Here is an 18,004-nt window from a genome sequence, read left to right on the forward strand (position 1 = left end):
ACCGGAGATCACTTCCGGGCCAGGCCCTGGTCATGGCCCCCGGACCCGGCCGGCGGGCACGGCACGAAGGTGAACCGCGGATCGGCGTCCAGGGCCGCGACCACGGCGGCGTACTGATCCTGGCGCGGGTAGACCGGGACCCAGCCGCTCGTCCCGTTCCGGCGGAAGGTCGCCACCCCGTAGTCGTCGGCGTAGACGTTCGGCACCGCGCATTCCTGGGACGGCAGGTAGCCGCTGCCGGTGGTGACCGCGACCGTGGGGCGGCGTTCGTTCACCACGTAGTCGAAGTCGGTGACGATGTGGCCGACCGGTCCCGCGGTCTCGTCCCGCTTCCCCTTGCGCGCGATGTGCTCGTCGGTCAGCCCGAGGACGTCGACCACGCTGACCCGGGTCCCGGCCCGGTAGGACAGGGCGCCGTTGGCGTACGTGCTGAGCACGCTGCCCGGCGGCAACCGCTCGCCGAGCCAGGAGCCGATTTCCTGCATCCCGGCGATCTTGGTCCGCCAGTCGTGCATTTCGTCGGCCATGGCGGGGCTCATCACGGAGACGAACAGCGACAGCCCGGACAGGCCGACCGCGACGGCGGCCGTCATGCGCCGGGCGGGCAACCGGAGCCGGTCGGCGGCCGGTGCCGAGGTGACCACGCCGTAGGCCGCGACCGAAGCAACGGCGAGCAGCGGCGGCACCGGGGCGAGCATGCGCCAGGCGGGCATCCAGTCGCCGCCGGTGAAGAGGATGAAGACGAGGTATCCCAGCGCGAGGATGAAGAGCAGCCACACCACGGATCGCGCGTGGGCCGATTCCGGCGATCCGCCGGGCCGCGGGTAGCAGATCGCCGCGAGGCCTGCCGCGGCCAGGAGCGCGAAACCCTGATGCGCCAAGCCGAATCCGGCGACGTAGGCCCAGCCCTCTTCGAGTTGCCAGGCGAGCGAGCCACCCGCCTTCGCCGCGAGCGCGTTGGGCATCAGGTACCCGTAGTAGGCCAGTCGCCACACCGTCCACGGCACGGCGAGCAGCAGCGCGCCGAACACGAATCCGCCCACCCCGCGCCAGCCCGGACCACCCTGCCGCACCCGCGAAAGCAGCCAGATCCCCGCGATCGCGACGACCACCAGCCCGTCGGGCCGGGTCATCGTGGCCAGCGCGACCAGCACCCCGGCCACCAGATGCCGCCGCGCGGTCAGCGCGTAGCAGCAGCCGAGCACCAGCAACAGGAAGAGCGGAGTCTCCAAACCGGACGGACCATACGCGGCGAGCCCGCTCGCCGCACCGGTGAGCAGCGCGGCCGCGACCCCGAGCGCCGGAGCGGGTTCCCGCCCCGCGGCCGCCCGGACCGGCCGCACGATCCGATTGGTGAGGAAGTAGGCCAGCACCACGCAACCGAGCGTGCACAGCACACCCAACACCACCGCCCCCACCACGGTGCCCGTGCCGAACAACCAATGTGGCACCGCGACGAGCACCACCCACAGGAAATTGGAATACCCCTCCACCCGCTCACCGGCGTTGAACACCAGCCCGTTGCCCTCGGCCAGATTCACCGAATAGCGGAACGAAATGAACGCGTCCTCCGCCACGGTGCCGAACAACCGCTGGTGCACCAACGAAAACCCCAGCACCACCCCCAACGCCGCCACCCGCCACCACACGTGCTTATTGATCAGCCGCCACCCCGCCACCAAAACCCCGGCGACCACCACCCACCCCAAGAACGCGACATACATCCGACCCACTCCCGTGCCGATGGAACGCCCACCCCTAATGCGCCCCATCGACCACCCCCGTTGCCCAACAAACCTGAAAGTGATCCAGATCACAGCCATTTGGTGCAATCCTCATACGCTAGAGGGACCCGTCATGCCGGGATCCGCGAGACTCGGCGACCCGGTCGCCAACGGCGCCCTGACCGAGGGCGGCCACCGGAGCCAAGGTGGGCAGTGATACCGCGTCCGCGCACTCAACACTATGAGAATGCCTTGAATTGTCGCCGAGGATGGTTCCACCCGGTGACGTATAGGAGAGTGGTTTCCAAAAGACGGCACACTTGGGGGATTCGAGTATGCGAAAGCCGATGCGCGGGCGTGGCGCCCGGCCGGTGATGGTCCTGGTCGCGCTGGTGATATCGCTCGCCGGATTGTCCTCGGCGCCGTCGGCGTTCGCCACCGGAAACTGGACCGGTAGCTGGTCGGCGCCACCGCAACGCCCAGCGGAAGGGCTCTTTCACCCCAACTGGTCCCGGGAAGGCTTCGACCACAACAGCGTTCGCCAGACCATCCAGCTCAGCGTCGGCGGCCGTCAGGCCCGGATCAGGTTGTCCAATGTGTACGGAACCAAGGCGCTGAAGTTGTCCGGCGCGAGTATTGCCCGCACGGTGAGCGGTGCGGCGATCGAGCCGGGATCCAGCCGCCGGCTGACCTTCGGCGCGCGTGACGAAGTGGTCGTCCCGGCGGGCGGCCAACTGCTCAGCGACGCCGTCTGGTTGCGGACGTCGCCGACCGGGCACCTGACCGTGACGTTGTACTTCGCCGAGCCGACCGGGCCGGTCGACTACCATTCGGAGTCCTCGTCGACCAGCTATCTCGCCGACGGCGACCACCGCTTCGACACCGAGGGCACGGCGTTCAACCGGTCGACTCTGTCCTGGTACGTGATGACCGGCGTGGACGTCGTCACCCCGGGGAATTCCGGGGCCGCCGTAGTGGCCTTCGGCGACTCCATCACCGACGGCGTCCGCTCGACCGTGGACGCGAACAATCGCTATCCGGACGAACTGGCCGAGAGGATGGCCGCGGCAGGACGGCCGCGACCGGTGCTGAACGCGGGAATCGGGGGCAACCGGATACTCGACGATTCGGCGTGCTTCGGGGAGAAAGCGGGCACGCGCCTTCGGCGTGACGTGTTCGCGCAACCGAAAGTTCGAACGGTCGTCGTCCTGGTGGGCATCAACGATATCGGACACAGCGAATTCCCGTTTCCGCCCTGCATCGAGCCGACGTCGCCGGTTACCGCGCGGCAGTTGGTCGCCGCTCATCGAGAGATCATCAGGCGCCTTCATGCCCGGGGCATCAAGGCGGTCGGCGCGACCCTGCTCCCGTACAAGGGGGCCTTCTACTACACCGAACGAGGTAACCAGGTCCGCGCGGAGTTCAACACCTGGCTGCGCACCAGCGGCGAGTACGACGCCGTGGTGGACTTCGAGTCGGTAATGGCCGACCCCGCCGACCGCGACCGGCTCCGGCCGGACTACGACAGCGGCGACGGGCTGCACCCCAGCGACGCGGGCTACGCGGCCATGGCGGGCGCGATCGATCCGGACATGCTCTGACCAGTGAATCAGTCCGCGTTCCGGGGAACGCTTGACCTTGACGCTAGCGTCAAGGTTCTAGCCTCGCTCCATGAACAATCGATCCGCCAATGCGGCCGCTACCGGCAAGTCGCTACCGCCATGGCTGTTCTGCCTTCTCCTTCTCACCTTCGCCATCGGCACGGACGATTTCGTCATCGCCGGAATTCTGAAGGAGATCGCGGACGATCTTGATGTTTCCCCGGCCGCGGCGGGTCAGCTGATCACAGTTTTCTCGGTGACCTATGCGATCACGGCTCCGGTGATGGCGGTACTGACCGCGAGATTGCCCAGGCGAACGGTGCTGATCGCCGGAATGGTCGTCTTCGCGGCCCTGAACGTCGGAGCCGCGCTCGCCCCCACCTACGGCGTGTTGATGGTCTTCCGGGTGCTGGCCGCGATTACCGCGTCGGCGATGACCCCGGCGGCCTTCTCCACCGCGGCGTCCTTGGCGCCGCCGGAGCGCATCGGGCGCTTCATCGGCACGGTGGCCACCGGTTTGACCTTCGCCTTGGTCGTCGGCGTGCCGGTGGGCACCTGGCTGGGTGGGACCTTCGGCTGGCGGTCGACCATGGTTTACGTCGTCGGGCTCTCCCTGGTGGTCGCCGCGGGCCTGGCGCTGTCGATGCCGAGGCTGGCCGCGGCCCCGCCGTTGACCCTGAAGCAGCGGTTGTCGCCGTTGCGGACGGTCCCGGTGCTCGCGGGGTTGGTGGCCATGATGGCCGGCGGTGCGAGCGGCTTGATGGCGCTCGTCTACATCTCGCCCATCGTGCGCGACCTGTCGGACGCGAACTCGTCTCAGCTTTCCGTGCTCATCGCGGTGGTCGGAATCGCCGGGATCGCGGGCGCCGTGCTCGGCGGCAAGGGCAGCGATCGGCTGGGGCCGGAACGAACCCTCATGATCGCACTGGTGGGGCAGGTCGCGGCTACCTTGCTGCTCGCCGTCCTGGGCTGGGTCTGGGACGGGAAGGTCTCGATCGTGCTGGTCGGCCTCCTCTTCGCCTGCTGGGGCATCGGTGGCTGGGCGCTGAATTCACCCAGTCAGGTGCGGCTGACGAAGGTGGCGGGCAACGCGGGTACCGAGGCGCTCGCCCTCAACACCAGTGCGCTCTACGTCGGGATCGCGATCGCCGGCGCGGTCGGTGGCGTGGCGCTGTCCAGCAACGGCGGCACGGGCGTGCTGACGGCAAGCGCGATACTTGGCTTGGTGTCAACAGCGGTGTTCGCGCTGTCCTTCCGAAGCAAGCCGAAGCAGGCCGAGGTGGGGGCTGATCTGGCGGATGAAAGGGCGTAGCGTGGTGTCTTGCACCTTAGGGGGAACGATGCGAATCGGAGAGCTCGCTGAGCGCACCGGCGTCACCACCCGGGCGTTGCGCTACTACGAGCAGCAGGGGCTCATCACCGCGGAGCGCGGGGACAACGGCTACCGCGAGTACGGCCCCGCCGCCGTGACCCAGGTCCACAACGTTCGGATGCTGCTGGAGGCCGGGCTCACGTCGGAGGACATCCGGCAGCTGGGCCCGTGCCTGACCAAGGACCTCACGGGCGCGCCCGTGTGCCAGGGCGTGATCGATCTCTACGAGAACCGGCTCAAGGTCGTGGAAGAACGCATTGAGGTGCTCGTCGAGCTGCGGGCGCGGCTCCGTTCGCAGCTGGCCGGCGCTCGGGCGGACACCTCGCGGCAGTTCGATCACGCCTTCTGACCGCCGCGCGGAATCTCCGGGTTCGTTCGGATATTTCGGTTAGCAGCACGAACCCGCTGTTTGTTCGCGTATTGTTTCGGGACGCGTGATGGGGGAATCAAATGATCGGGCCCGGGATGAATGCCGTGTCGGCCTACGCTGCCGCGGCTCCGAACGCGCCGCTCGTAAGGACAACGATACCGCGCCGCGCGGTGGGTGAGCGGGACGTTCTTCTGGAGATCAAATATTGCGGAATCTGCCATACGGATATCCACCAGGTTCGCGGGGATTGGGGCGAATCGATCTTTCCGATGGTGCCGGGGCATGAAATATCGGGGATCGTGGTCGAAACCGGGGATCGGGTGCGGCGGTACCGGGCCGGAGACCGGGTGGGCGTGGGCTGCTTCGTGGGCTCCTGCCGAACCTGCGCGCACTGCCTGGCGGACCAGGAGCAGTACTGCCTGCAGGGGCCGCTGAGCACGTACAACGCGATGAGCGAGGGTGCGCCGACCTACGGTGGCTACAGCACTCACATCGTGGTCGACGAGCACTTCGTGCTGCGCATTCCCGACGGTATCGGGCTCGCCGAAGCCGCACCGCTGATGTGCGCCGGGATCAGCGTGTTCTCCCCGCTCAACCATTGGCATGCCGGCCGCGGAAAGTCGACGGCGGTGGTCGGGCTCGGCGGCCTCGGTCATCTGGGGGTGAAGGTCGCGCGCGCGATGGGCGCCGAGGTCACCGTGCTCAGCCGGAGTTCGGGAAAAGAGGAAGACGCGCTGCGCTTGGGGGCGAGCCGTTTCCTGGTGACGAGTGATCCTGCCAGGTTCGCGGAATCCAGGGGATCCTTCGATCTGATCGTCAACACCGTGTCCGCCAACGTGGACCTGGATGCCTACCTCGGTCTGCTCAAGCTGGACGGGACCATGGTCAACATCGGGGTGCCCGAACACCCGAACTCGTTCGGCATGTTCTCGCTGATCGGCGCCCGCAGAAGTCTGGCGGGTTCCCTGGTCGGCGGTGTTCGCGAGACGCAGGAAATGCTGGACTTCTGCGCCGCGCGAGGTATCGGCGCGGAGATCGAAGTAATTGGCGCCGATGAGATCAACGAGGCGTACAAACGCGTTGTCGACGGGGATGTCCGCTACCGGTTCGTTATCGACGCCGCATCCTTCGCGCGATGATCGCGGGGCATTACCGCAGCCGTAACTGGGCCGGGTTGTCCTGCCGGAGTTGGACGAGTTCCTCTTCGATCCGGGACAGCCGATCGTCGGTGGCCTGCCCGCCGCCCAGGAGTGCCGCGACGCGGTCGTCCGGATCTTCCGGCCGGAATTCCGTGTCGCTTTCGAGCAGGGCGGCTTCCAGTTTCTGCAGTTTTTCTCCCGGCTCGATGCCGAGTTCGTCGGCGAACCGCTTCCGCACCTTGCGAAAGAACTCCAGTGCCTCGGCTTTTCGGCCGGACCGGTGCAGGGCGGTCATGAGCTGGGCGCAAAGATTCTCCTGAAAAGGCGAGTCCGCCACGTAGCCGGTGAGTTCTCCGACTATCTCGCGGTGGCGGCCCAGTCGCAGATTGAGTTCCACGTATTCCTCGATCGCGGCCTGCCGGTTCGCTTGAAACTTGATCGCTGACGTCCTCAGCAATTCACTGTTCAGGCCGGCCGCGATGGGGCCGCGCCACAAATTCAGAGCAGACTTCAACAGATCCACCGCCTCGGTGAGCCGCCGCTGCGCCGCGGCGAGACGTCCTCGCCGGACCAGGTCCTCGAACCGGTACAGATCCAGCGAGTTCTCGGGTACGTTGATCCGGTAGCCCGAACTGCGCGTCTGTATGAAATTCTCGCAGTTTTCCGCGGCGAATGTACGTCGTAGATCCGACACGCATATCCGTACCTGGCTTTGCGCGGAGGCTGGTGGAGTTTCGTTCCAGATGGCATCGATCAGGCGGTCGAGGCTCAGCACTTGGTTCGCTTCCAGGAGCAACGTGGTCAGCAGGATGCTTCTTCGCTGCCCGCCGAGGTGGATCTCCTTGCCATCTGAATGAATGGCCAGCGGGCCGAGTATGTGGAATCGTACGTCTTTCACGGTGAATCCCCCAGGTTGCACCTCGGCGTGCTGAGCGGTGGTACGCGCTATATTGCCGAGGTGGCGCCGTAACTGCTCGGTTGAGTGTAACGGAGTACTGCAAGTGGCTGTCAAGTTGAACTGATCCAATTCTCCGAACTCTGCCGTTTTTCCTAGGAATTGTAGTTTAATCCTGGAGTGCTGCTCGTTGAACAGTATTCAGCTATTGGCCGGTTCGGCAGTGGTGAATATTCAGCCGATAGGTCGATGATAGCCGCCACCCGCAAACTCGTGGCAGCAGAGTTCGATCGTGGGAAGAGGGATCGTGGTCTCCGATTTTGACATCCATGTGCGGAAGTTGGTGGCATGGCACTTCGACCCGAACACCGGATCACCGTTCTGGTTGGGCAAGCGGACCGAACTGGGATTCGATCCGATCCGGGACGTTCAAGGAGCCGCGGATCTGGCGATGTTCCCGGATGTCGGTGCTGCGCTGCGTTCGGTACCGGCGCAGGAGCTGATCCCGGCCGGGCTGTCCGGCAAGGTCTTCCGAGTTTACGAGTCCGGGGGGACCACGGGCGCCCCGAAGCGGATTGTGGACGGCGACTGCCGCGCACGGATGCTGGAATGGGCGCGGCTTCGGCTCATCGAGCTCGGCGTGCCGCCTTCGGGCAATTGGCTGCACCTCGGTCCGACCGGTCCGCATGTGGCCGGAACCGATGTGGCCCGGCATGCGGCCATCGGCCGTGGCCTTTTCTACGCCGTCGACTTCGATCCCCGCTGGGTCAAGAATCTCTTGGCCCGCGGTAGTGCCGAAGTCGCGGAAGAGTACCTCCAGCACCTGCTCGACCAGGGCAGGACCGTGCTGGAGACCCAGGACATCAGCGTGCTGAACGCCACGCCACCGCTGCTGGAGGCGATCTGCTCCCGGCCCGAGTTGTACGAGCTCGTGCGGGCGAAGGTCAAGGCAATCCTCTGGGCGGGCACCTCGATCAGCCCGGAGAACCTCCGGCAGCTCGACGAGGTGTTCTTTCCGGATGCGGTCGTCGCCGGTGTGTACGGCAACAGCCTGATGGGAGTAGCACCGCAGCGCCGGCGCCTCGACACCGACACCCACCGGTGCGTGTTCGAGCCCTTTCCGGAAACGACCCGGCTCGAGCTGGTCGACGAAGAAGGGCGTCAGGTCGGGTACGGGCAGCGCGGCCGGGTCCGACTGCACCTGCTCTCCGAAGAGATGTTCCTGCCCAACATTCTGGAGCGGGACAGCGCGGTGCGCGTCGAACCGGCGCCCGGCGGCGAAGTGGACGGTCTCGCCGATGTTCAGACCTACGGCGAACTCGAAGACGCGCAGATCATCGAAGGTGTCTATTGATGGACGTCGTGGTGCTCGACCCGCTGTTCGGGGGCCGTCCCGCGGCCAGCGCCGACCGGTCGGCGCTGAACAGCGTATTCGGGAAGCCGATGGCGGATATCGGACTCGCCCCTCGGTTACTGGCGCAGACCGCGCTCAACGAAGTGCGGCGGCACGCGGACGGGCTGCCGCCGGAGAGCGAGGTCGTCATCCGTGCGGCCGAACTGTTCGCGACCGAGGAACTCGAGGGCGAAGCTCCGGAGCAGTACGCGCGCCGGGTGGTCCTGAGCACCGGGTTGACGGCTGCCGCGGTGGCCCGCGCGGTCGAGGACGTCGTCACTCAGCTCGGTGCGCTACCGAGCACCACGGCCGCGGAGCTGCCGGCGACGGAATTCGGTCAGGGATTCCGAACCAGGTGGGTACCGCGGGGCAAAGTCTTCGCCGCGGTCTTGGCCAGCAACCATCCCGCACCCAACGCGACCTGGGTACAGGCTCTCTTCCACGGCTACGGCGTGCTGGTTCGCCCGGGCGGCCGCGATCCGTTCACCCCCCGTCGACTGATCGCGGCGTTGCTGGCGGCAGGGCTGTCCCCGCACAAGGTCGCGTTCCTGCCTTGTGCCCGCGGGGTCGGGGAGTTCCTCCTCAAGGAAGCCGATCGGGGCATCGTGTACGGCGGCGAGCGGGCCACCGCGGCTTGGCGCGCCCGGGAGCCGGTCGCCGTCCGCGGACCCGGCAGGGCCAAGGCGTTGCTCGACACGGACCTCGACGACGCGGTGACGGATCACCTGGTTCGCTCCGTCGCCTTCGATGGCGGTGTCCGCTGCAACAACCTGTCCGCGGTGCTGACCACGCGGCCGGTGGCCGGGGTCGCCGACCGGCTGGCGGAACGGCTGAGCGGGTTACCGGTGCTCCCGGTCACGAATCCGGATGCCGTGTTACCAGCGGTGAGCCGGGACGGCGCAAGGCAGTTGCGGGGCCAGGTCGACGCGTTGCGCGCCGAACTGAAAGACCACAGTGGACAGTTCTATGGCGGAGACTTCCTCGTGGAACTGGCTGACGGCTCGTTCGCGTTGCGCCCGCTGGTGTTGTCGGCCGATCGGCCCGGCCACTCGATGGTGGGCACGGAGCTGCCCTTTCCCTTCGTCGTGGTCGCCCCGTGGAGCGAGCAGGACGGGGTCGGTCCCCTGAGCGACTCGCTCACGCTGAATCTGCTCACCGGCCGGGAAGACCTGGTGGAGCGCGCGGTTCGGGAAACCGGCGTTCGCAAGATCACGCGGGGCCTCGTGCCGCCTTGGGCCACGGCGCCCGGAATCCCGCACGACGACAACTTCACACAGTTTCTGCTGGAGCCCAAAGGTGTTGTCAGCAAAAGCCATTCGACGAGCGAGCAATGACGAACGCGCGCTCTGGTCCCGATCCGCGAGGAGTATGCACGATGCGAGACGCTGTCCAGGTTCTGGTGATCGGCGGGGGCCCCGCGGGGTCCACGACGGCAACCCTGCTCGCCCGAGAGGGGTTCGCCGTCACGTTGCTGGAGCGGGATCACTTCCCTCGCTACCACATCGGCGAGTCGCTGCTTCCCTCCTGTCTCCCCATCCTCGACCTCATGGGAGCCCGGGAGAAGATCGAGGCCCATGGATTTCAGAAGAAAGGCGGCGCCTACTTCGAGTGGGGGCCCGAGAAATGGGACCTCCGGTTCAATGAACTCGACGACACCACCTACAGCTGGCAGGTCATCCGTTCCGAGTTCGACCACCTGTTGCTCGAGCACGCGAAGAGCCAGGGCGTCGAAGTGCACGAAGGGGTGGCCGTGCGGGAGGTCGTTTTCGAAGAAGGCCGTGCGGTGCGGGCACTGTGGGAAAACACCGACCGCGGGGACAGCGGGGTGATCGGCTTCGACTACCTGGTCGACGCCTCCGGGCGGGCCGGCGTACTCGCCACCAAACACCTCGGCAGCCGCCGGGTCCACGACGTGTTCAAGAACATCGGTGTGTGGGGTTACTGGAAAGGCACCCAGCCCCTGGAGCCGGGGCCGGACGGCGCCATCGCGGTGTGCTCGGTCCCGCAGGGCTGGCTCTGGGGTATCCCGCTGCACGACGGCACGATGAGCATCGGCGTGGTCACCAGCAAGCGGCATTTCCGCGAGGAACAGGCCAAGCACCCCGATCTCGCGGCGATCTACCACAAGAAGATCGCGGAAAGCCCGCTGATCGCCGGCCTCGTCGACGGAGCCGAGCTGGTGTCCGACGTCAAGGCGGAGACCGACTACTCCTACGTGACCGAGAACTTCGCGGGCCCCGGTTACCTGCTCGCCGGTGACGCCGCGTGCTTCCTGGACCCGTTGCTGTCGACCGGGGTGCATCTGGCCACCTACAGCGGTCTGCTCGCCGCGGCCACGGTCTCCTCGATTCTGCGGGACGGGGTCGACGAGGAGAACGCGCTGAGCTTCTACGGCACCGCCTATCGGAAATCCTATGAGCGGCTGCTGGTCCTGGTCTCGGTCTTCTACCAGAGCTACCGCGGACGCGACGAGCATTTCTTCGAGGCGCAGCGGTTGACGACCCGCGAGAAGCAGGGACTCAAGCTGCACGAGGCGTTCCTGAACATCGTCACCGGTATCGAGGATCTGGCCGACGCCAAGGAGGAGGCGTACCAGGCCGTGGCGAGGACCCTCGCCGGCCCGGAAGCGGCTTCCAGCAACCCGCTCGCCAACCACAACGCGTCGATGGAGCAACTGCCCGATGCGCCCGGCCGCGCCCTGGAGGGGCTCTATCTGGAGACGGAACCGAAGCTGACCCTGCGCCGGGCCGCCGACGCGCGGGTGGAGGCGTGACCAAGCAGGCGTCGGCGGGCTCGACTGAGAGGAGATCCCATGCAACGCTACAGCGCACCCGCGCGTGAGCTGAGGCTGCGCCGTCTGCACCGCTATCACGAGCAGCGGCTGATGGTCGTGCCGCTGGACCACTCCGTGACCGATGGCCCGATCACGGGTGGCAACCGGGTCGACAGCCTGGTCGGGAAGCTGGCGTCCGCACAGGTGGACGCGGTCGTCCTGCACAAGGGCGTCCTGCGCTACGTGGACCCGCGCTGGTTCGAGTCCACCTCGCTCATCGTCCACATGAGCGCGAGCACGGTGCACGCCCCCGACCCGAATGCCAAGTACCTGGTCGCCGACGTGGAAGAAACCCTGCGGCTGGGGGCCGACGCGGTCAGCATGCACGTGAACATCGGTTCAGCCGAGGAGCGGCAACAGATAGCGGACCTGGCGGCGGTCGCCGATGCGTGCGATCGGTGGAATCTCCCGTTGCTCGCGATGATGTACGCACGCGGACCGAAGATCGAGAACCCGCGCGATCCCGCGCTCATCGCGCACGCCGTCACACTCGCCGCGGACCTGGGCGCCGACATCGTCAAGACCATGTACACCGGGTCGGTGGAGACGATGTCCGAGATCACCCGATTGTCTCCGGTGCCGCTGGTCGTGGTCGGCGGGCCGCGCAATCCCGATCTCGCCGCGGTCCTGGCGTATGTCGAGGAAGCGCTCCGCAGCGGTGTCGCCGGAGTGGCCATGGGGCGCAACGTCTTCCAGGCCGCGAACCCGATCGAGGCGGCGCGTTCGGTCGCGGACCTGGTCCACGACCGCGTCGATCTGGAGGCGGCGGGGTTCGGCGAACTCGCCGCGCCCCTGGGTTGACGGCCTTCGACGGCCACCATTTCCCACCTTTTCGTAACGATCTCTTGGAGTGATGACGTGAAGCTCAGTTGGCTGGACATCCGTTCCGTCGGGGACGGCAAGGAAGCCGTTGTGCAAGAGGCTTTGCACAACCGCCTGGACGGCATCGTCGCGGACGACGTGCTGGATCTGGCGGACCTCCCCCCGACGATCACGAAGGTGCTCTTCCCGCGGAGCACCGAATTGCCGGAGGACTTCGGGGACGCCACCGTCGTCATCGTGGATCCGGCCAGGCATGGGATCACTCCGGCGGAGTTGGCGCTGAAGCACCCCGACATGGAGTTCGGCCGGTTCGTGGAAATCATCGACGCGCCGACACTGGAGGACGCCTGCGAATCCGCTCGTACCGACAAGTGGAGTCTGCTGCTGTTTCGCGATCCGACCAAGATCCCGCTCGAGATCGTGATTGCCGCCGCCGCCCGGTCGACCGGGAGCCTGATCACCGTCGCCCAGGACGTCGAGGAGGCGGAGATCATCTTCGGCGTTCTGGAACATGGTTCGGACGGCGTGTTGATGGCTCCCCGGGCAGTCGGGGATGCCGCACGGTTGAAGGCCTCGGCGAGGAGCGGCACGCCAGACGTCAACCTGGTGGAGCTGGAAGTTGTCGAAACGAACCACATCGGCATGGGCGAGCGCGCCTGCGTGGACACCTGCACGTATTTCCGCAAGGACGAGGGCATCCTGGTCGGCTCGCATTCCAAGGGGATGATCCTTTGCGTCAGTGAGACACACCCGTTGCCGTACATGCCGACTCGGCCCTTCCGGGTGAACGCCGGGGCCATCCACTCGTACACGTTGTCCAAGGACGAACGGACCAACTACCTCAGCGAGCTGGCGGCCGGGAGCAAGGTGATGGCGGTCGACATCAAGGGACAGACCCGGATGGTCAACGTCGGCCGGGTGAAGATCGAGTCGCGTCCGCTGATCTCCATCGACGCGGTCGCCCCCAACGGGCAGCGGGTGAACCTGATCCTGCAGGACGACTGGCACGTTCGGGTGCTCGGCCCGGGCGGTTCGGTGCTCAACTCCACCGAGCTCAAACCGGGAGACAAGGTGCTGGGCTACCTGCCCAGCGAGGACCGCCACGTCGGATACCCGATCAACGAGTTCTGCCTGGAGAAGTGAGCGGCACGATGGCGAGGGACCGCCGACGGGTATTTGACGCCCATGCGCATCTGCCGCCCGGAGCGGAGGCCGTGAACCGGCTCCTGGAAGTCATGGACGACTGCGGGATCGACCGTGCCGTCGTCGTCGCCGGTGGTGTGCTCTCCCCCGATCAGCTGTCCCGGCAGATCATCGAGGGCGGTCAGGTGGAGAACGACGCGGACAACGAAATGGTGCTGGCGGGCTGCGAGCGCGCGCAGCGACGGCTGGTCCCGTTCTTCTTCGCCAATCCGCACCGCAACGGGGAGGACTATCGCGCGCACGGGGCCCGGTTCCGCGGCCTCAAGCTCGCCCCCTCCGTGCACGGCGTGAGTCTCGCCGATGAGCGCACCGCGGGACTGGTCGAAGAAGCCGGCGGGTTCGGGCACGGGGTTTACCTGCACTGCATTCAACGCCCTGGCTTTCAGGTCGCCGAACTCGTCCGGCTGGCGAAGCGGTTTCCCCGGGTCGGCTTCGTCCTGGGACATGGGGGAGTGGGGGATCTGGACCTTTATGGAATCGACCTGATCGCGCCGGTGGGCAACGTCGCCCTGGAGACCTCCGGTAGCTACACCAGCGTGGTGCGGGCAGCTCTCGACCGCCTCGGCCCCGACCGGGTGCTCCTGGGCACCGAATACCCGCTTCAACACCCCAGCGTCGAACTGGCCAAGTACCGGGTGTTGGAACTCTCGGAGGACCACTGGCGGCGAGTGACCTGGCTGAACGCATGCCGATTTGCAGGGGAGACCGAATCATGAACGGAGAATTGCCGAAGCTGCCGGAAATAGGCCAATGGGGCTCGGTCGAGGAGCTGTACCGGCTCCAGGACGCGCGCCTGCCCGATGCCCTGGCCTTGGCCCACCGCTCGCCGTTCCACCGGCGACGGCTGGGGCCGGGGGAACTGCCGGGGACCGTCGAGCAGCTGGCCGGCATCGCGCTGAGCACGAAGGAGGACCTGCGGGAGAGCCACCCGTGGGGCATGCTGGCCGTCCCCAAGGAAGAACTCGCGACGTACCACGAATCCAGCGGCACATCGGGCGAGCCGACACCGTCGTACTTCACCGAGGCCGACTGGTACGACGTCATCGATCGCTTCTCGCGCAACGCGATCGGCCTGCTGCCCGCGGACACGGTGCTGGTGCGCACGCCGTATTCGATGCTCACCACGGCACATCAGGCGCATCAGGCCGCCCGGCTCCGGGGCGCGACCGTCGTCCCGGCGGACAACCGTTCCCTGGTGATGCCCTACGCGCGGGTGATCAAGGTGCTGCGCGATCTCGAGGTGACGGTCGCGTGGTGCCTGCCGACCGAGTGCCTTTTGTGGGTGGCCGCGGCCCGGGCGGCCGGTCTGCGTCCCGAACGTGATTTCCCGGCATTGCGCGGATTCCTGCTCGCCGGTGAGCCGCTCACCGAGGCGCGACGGACACGGATCGGGCAGTTGTGGGGAGGCAGTCCCGTCCGGCAGGACTACGGATCCACCGAGACCGGGAGCCTTGCCGGGGAATGCCCGGCCGGGCGGATGCACCTGTGGGCCGACCGGTTCCTGGCCGAGGTGTACGACCCGGCGACGGGGCGAAGTTCTCGTGAGGGTACCGGTCAACTGGTCATCACGACGCTCTACCGCGCGGCGATGCCGTTGCTGCGCTACAACCTGGAGGACACCGTCCGGGTCTCCTCGGCCGACTGCGAGTGCGGTTGGCACCTCCCGTCCATCGAGGTTCTCGGCCGGTCGGCCGGTGGGTATCCCGTCGGCGGCGTCCGGGTCGCGCAGCACGAGATCGAGCAACTCGTCTTCGGCCTGCCCGAACAGCGCGGCGTGCTGTTCTGGCGGGCCCGGGCCAGGCCGGCGATGTTGGAGGTCGAGATCGAGGTGCCGGATGACCAGCGCGCGGCGGCGTGCGCCGAGCTGACTTCGCGGGTGCGGGAGTCCCTCGGCGTGGACTGTGCGGTGCGCGGAGTCCCCACCGGCACGCTCGTGTCCCCGGAGGTGCTGACCAAGCAACACGAATTCGTGAAGCCCAAGACGCTCTTCGCGGACGACGAAGACTGGTCCAGGTCAGTGATCTACTACTGATGACCGGACAATCCATGACCGAACGCGCCGATCTGGGCGGTGCGCTGCGGTCCGCGTTGCGGGCCGTTCCCACCGGCGTCGCGCTGCTGACCGTGGGCCCCACCGCCACGGCCACCGGGATGGTGGTCAATTCCGTGGTCTCCGTCTCCCTCGATCCGGCGCTGGTGCTGGTGAGCGTGCACCGCGACTCGCGAACGCTCCGACCGCTGCTGGCAGCGCGCCGTTTCGGCGTGAACTTCCTGAATGCTCGGCAGAGGTGGATCGCCGAACGATTCGTGGCATCGAGCCGGCCGTGCGGCCCGGTTGCCGTCCGTGCGCTCGGCGGTGAATGCGGGGCCGGCGGTGAACCGCTCGTCTCGGACGCGCTTTGCGCTTTGGAGTGCGAGCTGGAGAACACCTACCCGGCCGGGGACCACCGGCTGCTGCTCGGCCGGGTCGTCGCGGTGCGCCACGGCGACCCGGAAGCGGAGCCACTGGTCTTCCACCGGAGCGATTACACGACAGTCGCGCCGTCCCCATCGGCGCGCCCGAAACCCGACCGGAGTGTCACTGTGCCTTCGTCTACCCTGCGGACCGAAATCTGCGTCATCGGTGGCGGCCCCGCCGGACTGCTGCTGGCCCTGCTCATGGCCTGGCGTGGGCAGCACGTCGTGGTGCTGGAGAAACGGGAGGAGCTGCGGGCCGCGCCGCCGATTTCCCCGCTGCTCCATCCCCCGACCCTGCGGCTCCTCGAACGGGCCGGAGTGCTCGGCGAATTGCTCGCCGAGGGCCAGCGGATCACCGGAGTGTCCGAATACGGCCCCGAAGGGCTCACCTCCGCGTGGGCGTACCGGGACGTCCCCGGTTGCCCCTTTCCGTACTCGTTGAGCGTGCCGCTCTCGGCGTTCAACCGGGTGCTGCTGGACGCGGTGGGCAGGGAATCGCGCATCACCGTTCGCGCCGGGGTGACCGTGACGGGTCTGACCCAGGACGGCGGGGGCCGGTACGGCGTTCTGGCGGAACGGGACTCGGCGGCGTTCGAGGTCGCGCCGGGATATGTCGTCGCGTCGGACGGGAAGTTCTCCTCGGTCCGCGGCATGGCCGGCATCGACGCGGAGGTGTTCGAATTCGACGTGCCTCTCCTGCAGTTCATCGCGCCGCGCCCGCGGCACTGGCCGGCGGAGATGAAGGTCTACCGACAGCCGTCGGCGAACGCGTGGACCATGCCGATCGCGGGCGGTGACCAGGTCGTGATGTGGCTCGCCACCCCGGAGGAGGTCGCCGGGCTGGGCGTCGGCGATGTCCGCGAACTCGCGAACCGGGTCACCGCGGCGGTACCGGCGCTCGCCGAGGTGATGGCCGGGATCACGAGGTGGGAGCAGGTCGTCGACATCCACCACCACGTGCTGCAGCCGCGCGTGTGGCATCAGGCGAACCTGGTGCTCCTCGGGGACAGCGCGCACGGCATGCACTCGCTTGGCGGTCAGGGGCTCAACATGTCGCTGCAGGACGCGGTCCTCCTCGCGGAGGTGCTGGACCGGGCGATCGCCGAGGGCAACGCCGGCCAGATCGCCGAATACGAGATGGTGCGGAAGCCGTTCGTCGAGCACTTCCAGCAGTTCCAGATGAGCCTGCCGACGCTGTCCTCCCACCCGCGGTCACCCCGGCCCGGCCAGGGGCCGCCGCCGTCGCTGGTGGAGGTCATGGCGCTGGGACAGGAGGAGTTGCGTCCCTTGTACACGCGACTTCGCCAGGAGGCGGGATGAGCCTGGCCACCGGCGATCAGGAGGCTCGGGACGTGGCGCGCCCGGTCGGCGTCGACCCCGCGGCCTACCTGGGACACATCGGATGCTCAGGGGTCACCGGAACCGGCGCCGGCGCGTTGCGGGAGCTGCAGCGGCGGCATCTCGCGGCCGTGCCCTTCGAGAACCTCGACGTGCTGCGGGGCGTTCCGCTCCCGGACACCACCGGAAAGGCCTTCGGCAAGCTGGTCGACCGGGGACGGGGTGGGTTGTGCTTCGAACTCAACCGTTGCTTCGGCGAACTGCTCGTCGAGCTCGGCTTCCGGGTCACCTTGATCGCGGCCGAGGTGGCGCACCGCGACGGTTTCGTCGAGGGGGTCGACCACCCGCTCCTGATGGTGGCGGCGGAATCGGAGTGGTGGCTGGTCGACGTCGGGTTCGGCGGGTTCTCCGCGCTGGAGCCGTTGCGATTCGACCATCCCGGGCCGCAACGGCAGTTCGGGGTCACCTACCGGGTCGGCATCGAGGGCGACCACCGGGTGGTGTGCCGCCAGGAGGCGGGCGGGGCGTGGACGCCGCTGTTCCGGACCGAAGTTTCCCCGGCCGCGCGGTCCTGGGCGGACTTCGACGAGGTTCGCGCCTTCCACGAGACCTCGCCCGAGTCGCCGTTCACCAGGAAGGTGATCTGTTCGAAGGCGACCGCGAGCGGCCAGGTGCTGCTGGCCGGTCGGCGCCTGGCCGTGCTCCAGGACGGGGAACTCTTCGAAGCCGAACTGGATTCCGGCGGCCCGGTATTCGGTGCGGCGTTGGGGTGGATCCTGTACGGGCACGGGGAGTTCGCGCCCGCGCTCACCCTCGGCTTCGACCGCCAGGCGACCCCGTCGACCCTGGATTAGGCA

At 67.4% G+C, this 18,004-nt stretch carries 15 protein-coding genes; 13 read left to right on the plus strand and 2 right to left on the minus strand.

What is annotated here, in order from left to right; genetic code table 11:
* Positions 1-8: 8 nt before the first annotated feature.
* Complete coding sequence (locus FXO23_RS21080; RefSeq protein ID WP_158887098.1) at positions 9-1,724, minus strand: hypothetical protein; 1,716 nt, start codon at positions 1,722-1,724, stop codon at positions 9-11.
* A 335-nt stretch (positions 1,725-2,059) separates the two neighbouring features.
* Here FXO23_RS21080 and FXO23_RS21085 point away from each other — a divergent pair, with 335 nt between their 5' ends.
* From FXO23_RS21085 to FXO23_RS21100, 4 genes are all read left to right on the plus strand, one after another.
* Positions 2,060-3,325, plus strand: coding sequence for an SGNH/GDSL hydrolase family protein (locus tag FXO23_RS21085; protein WP_246257623.1), 1,266 nt, complete (start codon positions 2,060-2,062; stop codon positions 3,323-3,325).
* A gap of 70 nt (positions 3,326-3,395) precedes the next feature.
* Entirely contained in the window at positions 3,396-4,637 is a 1,242-nt protein-coding gene (locus FXO23_RS21090; RefSeq protein ID WP_158887099.1) for an MFS transporter, read from the plus strand.
* A 28-nt stretch (positions 4,638-4,665) separates the two neighbouring features.
* Entirely contained in the window at positions 4,666-5,046 is a 381-nt protein-coding gene (locus FXO23_RS21095) for a MerR family transcriptional regulator (RefSeq protein WP_158887100.1), read from the plus strand.
* A 101-nt stretch (positions 5,047-5,147) separates the two neighbouring features.
* A complete protein-coding gene (locus FXO23_RS21100) occupies positions 5,148-6,206 on the plus strand; it encodes an NAD(P)-dependent alcohol dehydrogenase (RefSeq protein WP_425484883.1) in 1,059 nt (352 codons plus the stop codon).
* Between the two features lie 10 nt (positions 6,207-6,216).
* Here the strand turns inward: FXO23_RS21100 and FXO23_RS21105 are convergent, their stop codons facing one another.
* Entirely contained in the window at positions 6,217-7,104 is an 888-nt protein-coding gene (locus FXO23_RS21105; RefSeq protein ID WP_158887101.1) for an AfsR/SARP family transcriptional regulator, read from the minus strand.
* Between the two features lie 289 nt (positions 7,105-7,393).
* Here FXO23_RS21105 and FXO23_RS21110 point away from each other — a divergent pair, with 289 nt between their 5' ends.
* The 9 genes from FXO23_RS21110 to FXO23_RS21150 are packed head-to-tail and all read left to right on the plus strand — an operon-like array spanning position 7,394 to position 18,001.
* The gene (locus FXO23_RS21110) at positions 7,394-8,455 is read left to right on the plus strand and encodes a class I adenylate-forming enzyme family protein (RefSeq protein ID WP_218952114.1); all 1,062 of its coding nucleotides are present in this window, start codon (positions 7,394-7,396) and stop codon (positions 8,453-8,455) included.
* Entirely contained in the window at positions 8,455-9,828 is a 1,374-nt protein-coding gene (locus tag FXO23_RS21115; RefSeq protein ID WP_158887102.1) for an aldehyde dehydrogenase family protein, read from the plus strand. Before FXO23_RS21110 ends, FXO23_RS21115 begins: the two co-directional genes overlap by 1 nt.
* 41 nt (positions 9,829-9,869) lie before the next feature.
* Positions 9,870-11,267 carry an NAD(P)/FAD-dependent oxidoreductase gene (locus tag FXO23_RS21120; RefSeq protein WP_158887103.1) on the plus strand — a complete coding sequence of 466 codons (1,398 nt, stop codon included), beginning with the start codon at positions 9,870-9,872 and terminating at the stop codon, positions 11,265-11,267.
* A 39-nt stretch (positions 11,268-11,306) separates the two neighbouring features.
* Entirely contained in the window at positions 11,307-12,128 is an 822-nt protein-coding gene (locus tag FXO23_RS21125) for a 2-amino-3,7-dideoxy-D-threo-hept-6-ulosonate synthase (RefSeq protein ID WP_158887104.1), read from the plus strand.
* 18 nt (positions 12,129-12,146) lie between these two features.
* Entirely contained in the window at positions 12,147-13,292 is a 1,146-nt protein-coding gene (locus FXO23_RS21130) for a 3-dehydroquinate synthase II family protein (RefSeq protein ID WP_425484885.1), read from the plus strand.
* Positions 13,293-13,300: 8 nt separating this feature from the next.
* Positions 13,301-14,068 (plus strand): amidohydrolase family protein, encoded by a 768-nt coding sequence (locus FXO23_RS21135; RefSeq protein ID WP_158887106.1) that lies wholly within the window; start codon positions 13,301-13,303, stop codon positions 14,066-14,068.
* The gene (locus FXO23_RS21140) at positions 14,065-15,384 is read left to right on the plus strand and encodes a phenylacetate--CoA ligase family protein (RefSeq protein WP_158887107.1); all 1,320 of its coding nucleotides are present in this window, start codon (positions 14,065-14,067) and stop codon (positions 15,382-15,384) included. Before FXO23_RS21135 ends, FXO23_RS21140 begins: the two co-directional genes overlap by 4 nt.
* Positions 15,384-17,129, plus strand: a complete 1,746-nt coding sequence (locus tag FXO23_RS21145; RefSeq protein ID WP_158887108.1) for an FAD-dependent monooxygenase — start codon at positions 15,384-15,386, stop codon at positions 17,127-17,129. The genes FXO23_RS21140 and FXO23_RS21145 overlap by 1 nt, the downstream gene beginning before the upstream one ends.
* Entirely contained in the window at positions 17,126-18,001 is an 876-nt protein-coding gene (locus FXO23_RS21150; protein ID WP_158887109.1) for an arylamine N-acetyltransferase family protein, read from the plus strand. Before FXO23_RS21145 ends, FXO23_RS21150 begins: the two co-directional genes overlap by 4 nt.
* Positions 18,002-18,004: the final 3 nt, after the last annotated feature.

It is taken from the genome of Amycolatopsis anabasis (assembly GCF_009765355.1).
GTDB classification, from domain to species: Bacteria; Actinomycetota; Actinomycetes; order Mycobacteriales; family Pseudonocardiaceae; genus Amycolatopsis; species Amycolatopsis anabasis.

What these genes read in the sequence shown, in the direction of transcription:
- FXO23_RS21080 (WP_158887098.1), bottom strand. Translation starts at nt 1,724, where the DNA reads ATGTATGTCGCGTTCTTGGGGTGGGTGGTGGTCGCCGGGGTTTTGGTG.
- FXO23_RS21125 (WP_158887104.1), top strand. Translation starts at nt 11,307, where the DNA reads ATGCAACGCTACAGCGCACCCGCGCGTGAGCTGAGGCTGCGCCGTCTG.
- FXO23_RS21085 (WP_246257623.1), top strand. Translation starts at nt 2,060, where the DNA reads ATGCGAAAGCCGATGCGCGGGCGTGGCGCCCGGCCGGTGATGGTCCTG.
- FXO23_RS21150 (WP_158887109.1), top strand. Translation starts at nt 17,126, where the DNA reads ATGAGCCTGGCCACCGGCGATCAGGAGGCTCGGGACGTGGCGCGCCCG.
- FXO23_RS21145 (WP_158887108.1), top strand. Translation starts at nt 15,384, where the DNA reads ATGACCGGACAATCCATGACCGAACGCGCCGATCTGGGCGGTGCGCTG.
- FXO23_RS21095 (WP_158887100.1), top strand. Translation starts at nt 4,666, where the DNA reads ATGCGAATCGGAGAGCTCGCTGAGCGCACCGGCGTCACCACCCGGGCG.
- FXO23_RS21135 (WP_158887106.1), top strand. Translation starts at nt 13,301, where the DNA reads ATGGCGAGGGACCGCCGACGGGTATTTGACGCCCATGCGCATCTGCCG.
- FXO23_RS21115 (WP_158887102.1), top strand. Translation starts at nt 8,455, where the DNA reads ATGGACGTCGTGGTGCTCGACCCGCTGTTCGGGGGCCGTCCCGCGGCC.
- FXO23_RS21090 (WP_158887099.1), top strand. Translation starts at nt 3,396, where the DNA reads ATGAACAATCGATCCGCCAATGCGGCCGCTACCGGCAAGTCGCTACCG.
- FXO23_RS21140 (WP_158887107.1), top strand. Translation starts at nt 14,065, where the DNA reads ATGAACGGAGAATTGCCGAAGCTGCCGGAAATAGGCCAATGGGGCTCG.
- FXO23_RS21100 (WP_425484883.1), top strand. Translation starts at nt 5,148, where the DNA reads ATGATCGGGCCCGGGATGAATGCCGTGTCGGCCTACGCTGCCGCGGCT.
- FXO23_RS21120 (WP_158887103.1), top strand. Translation starts at nt 9,870, where the DNA reads ATGCGAGACGCTGTCCAGGTTCTGGTGATCGGCGGGGGCCCCGCGGGG.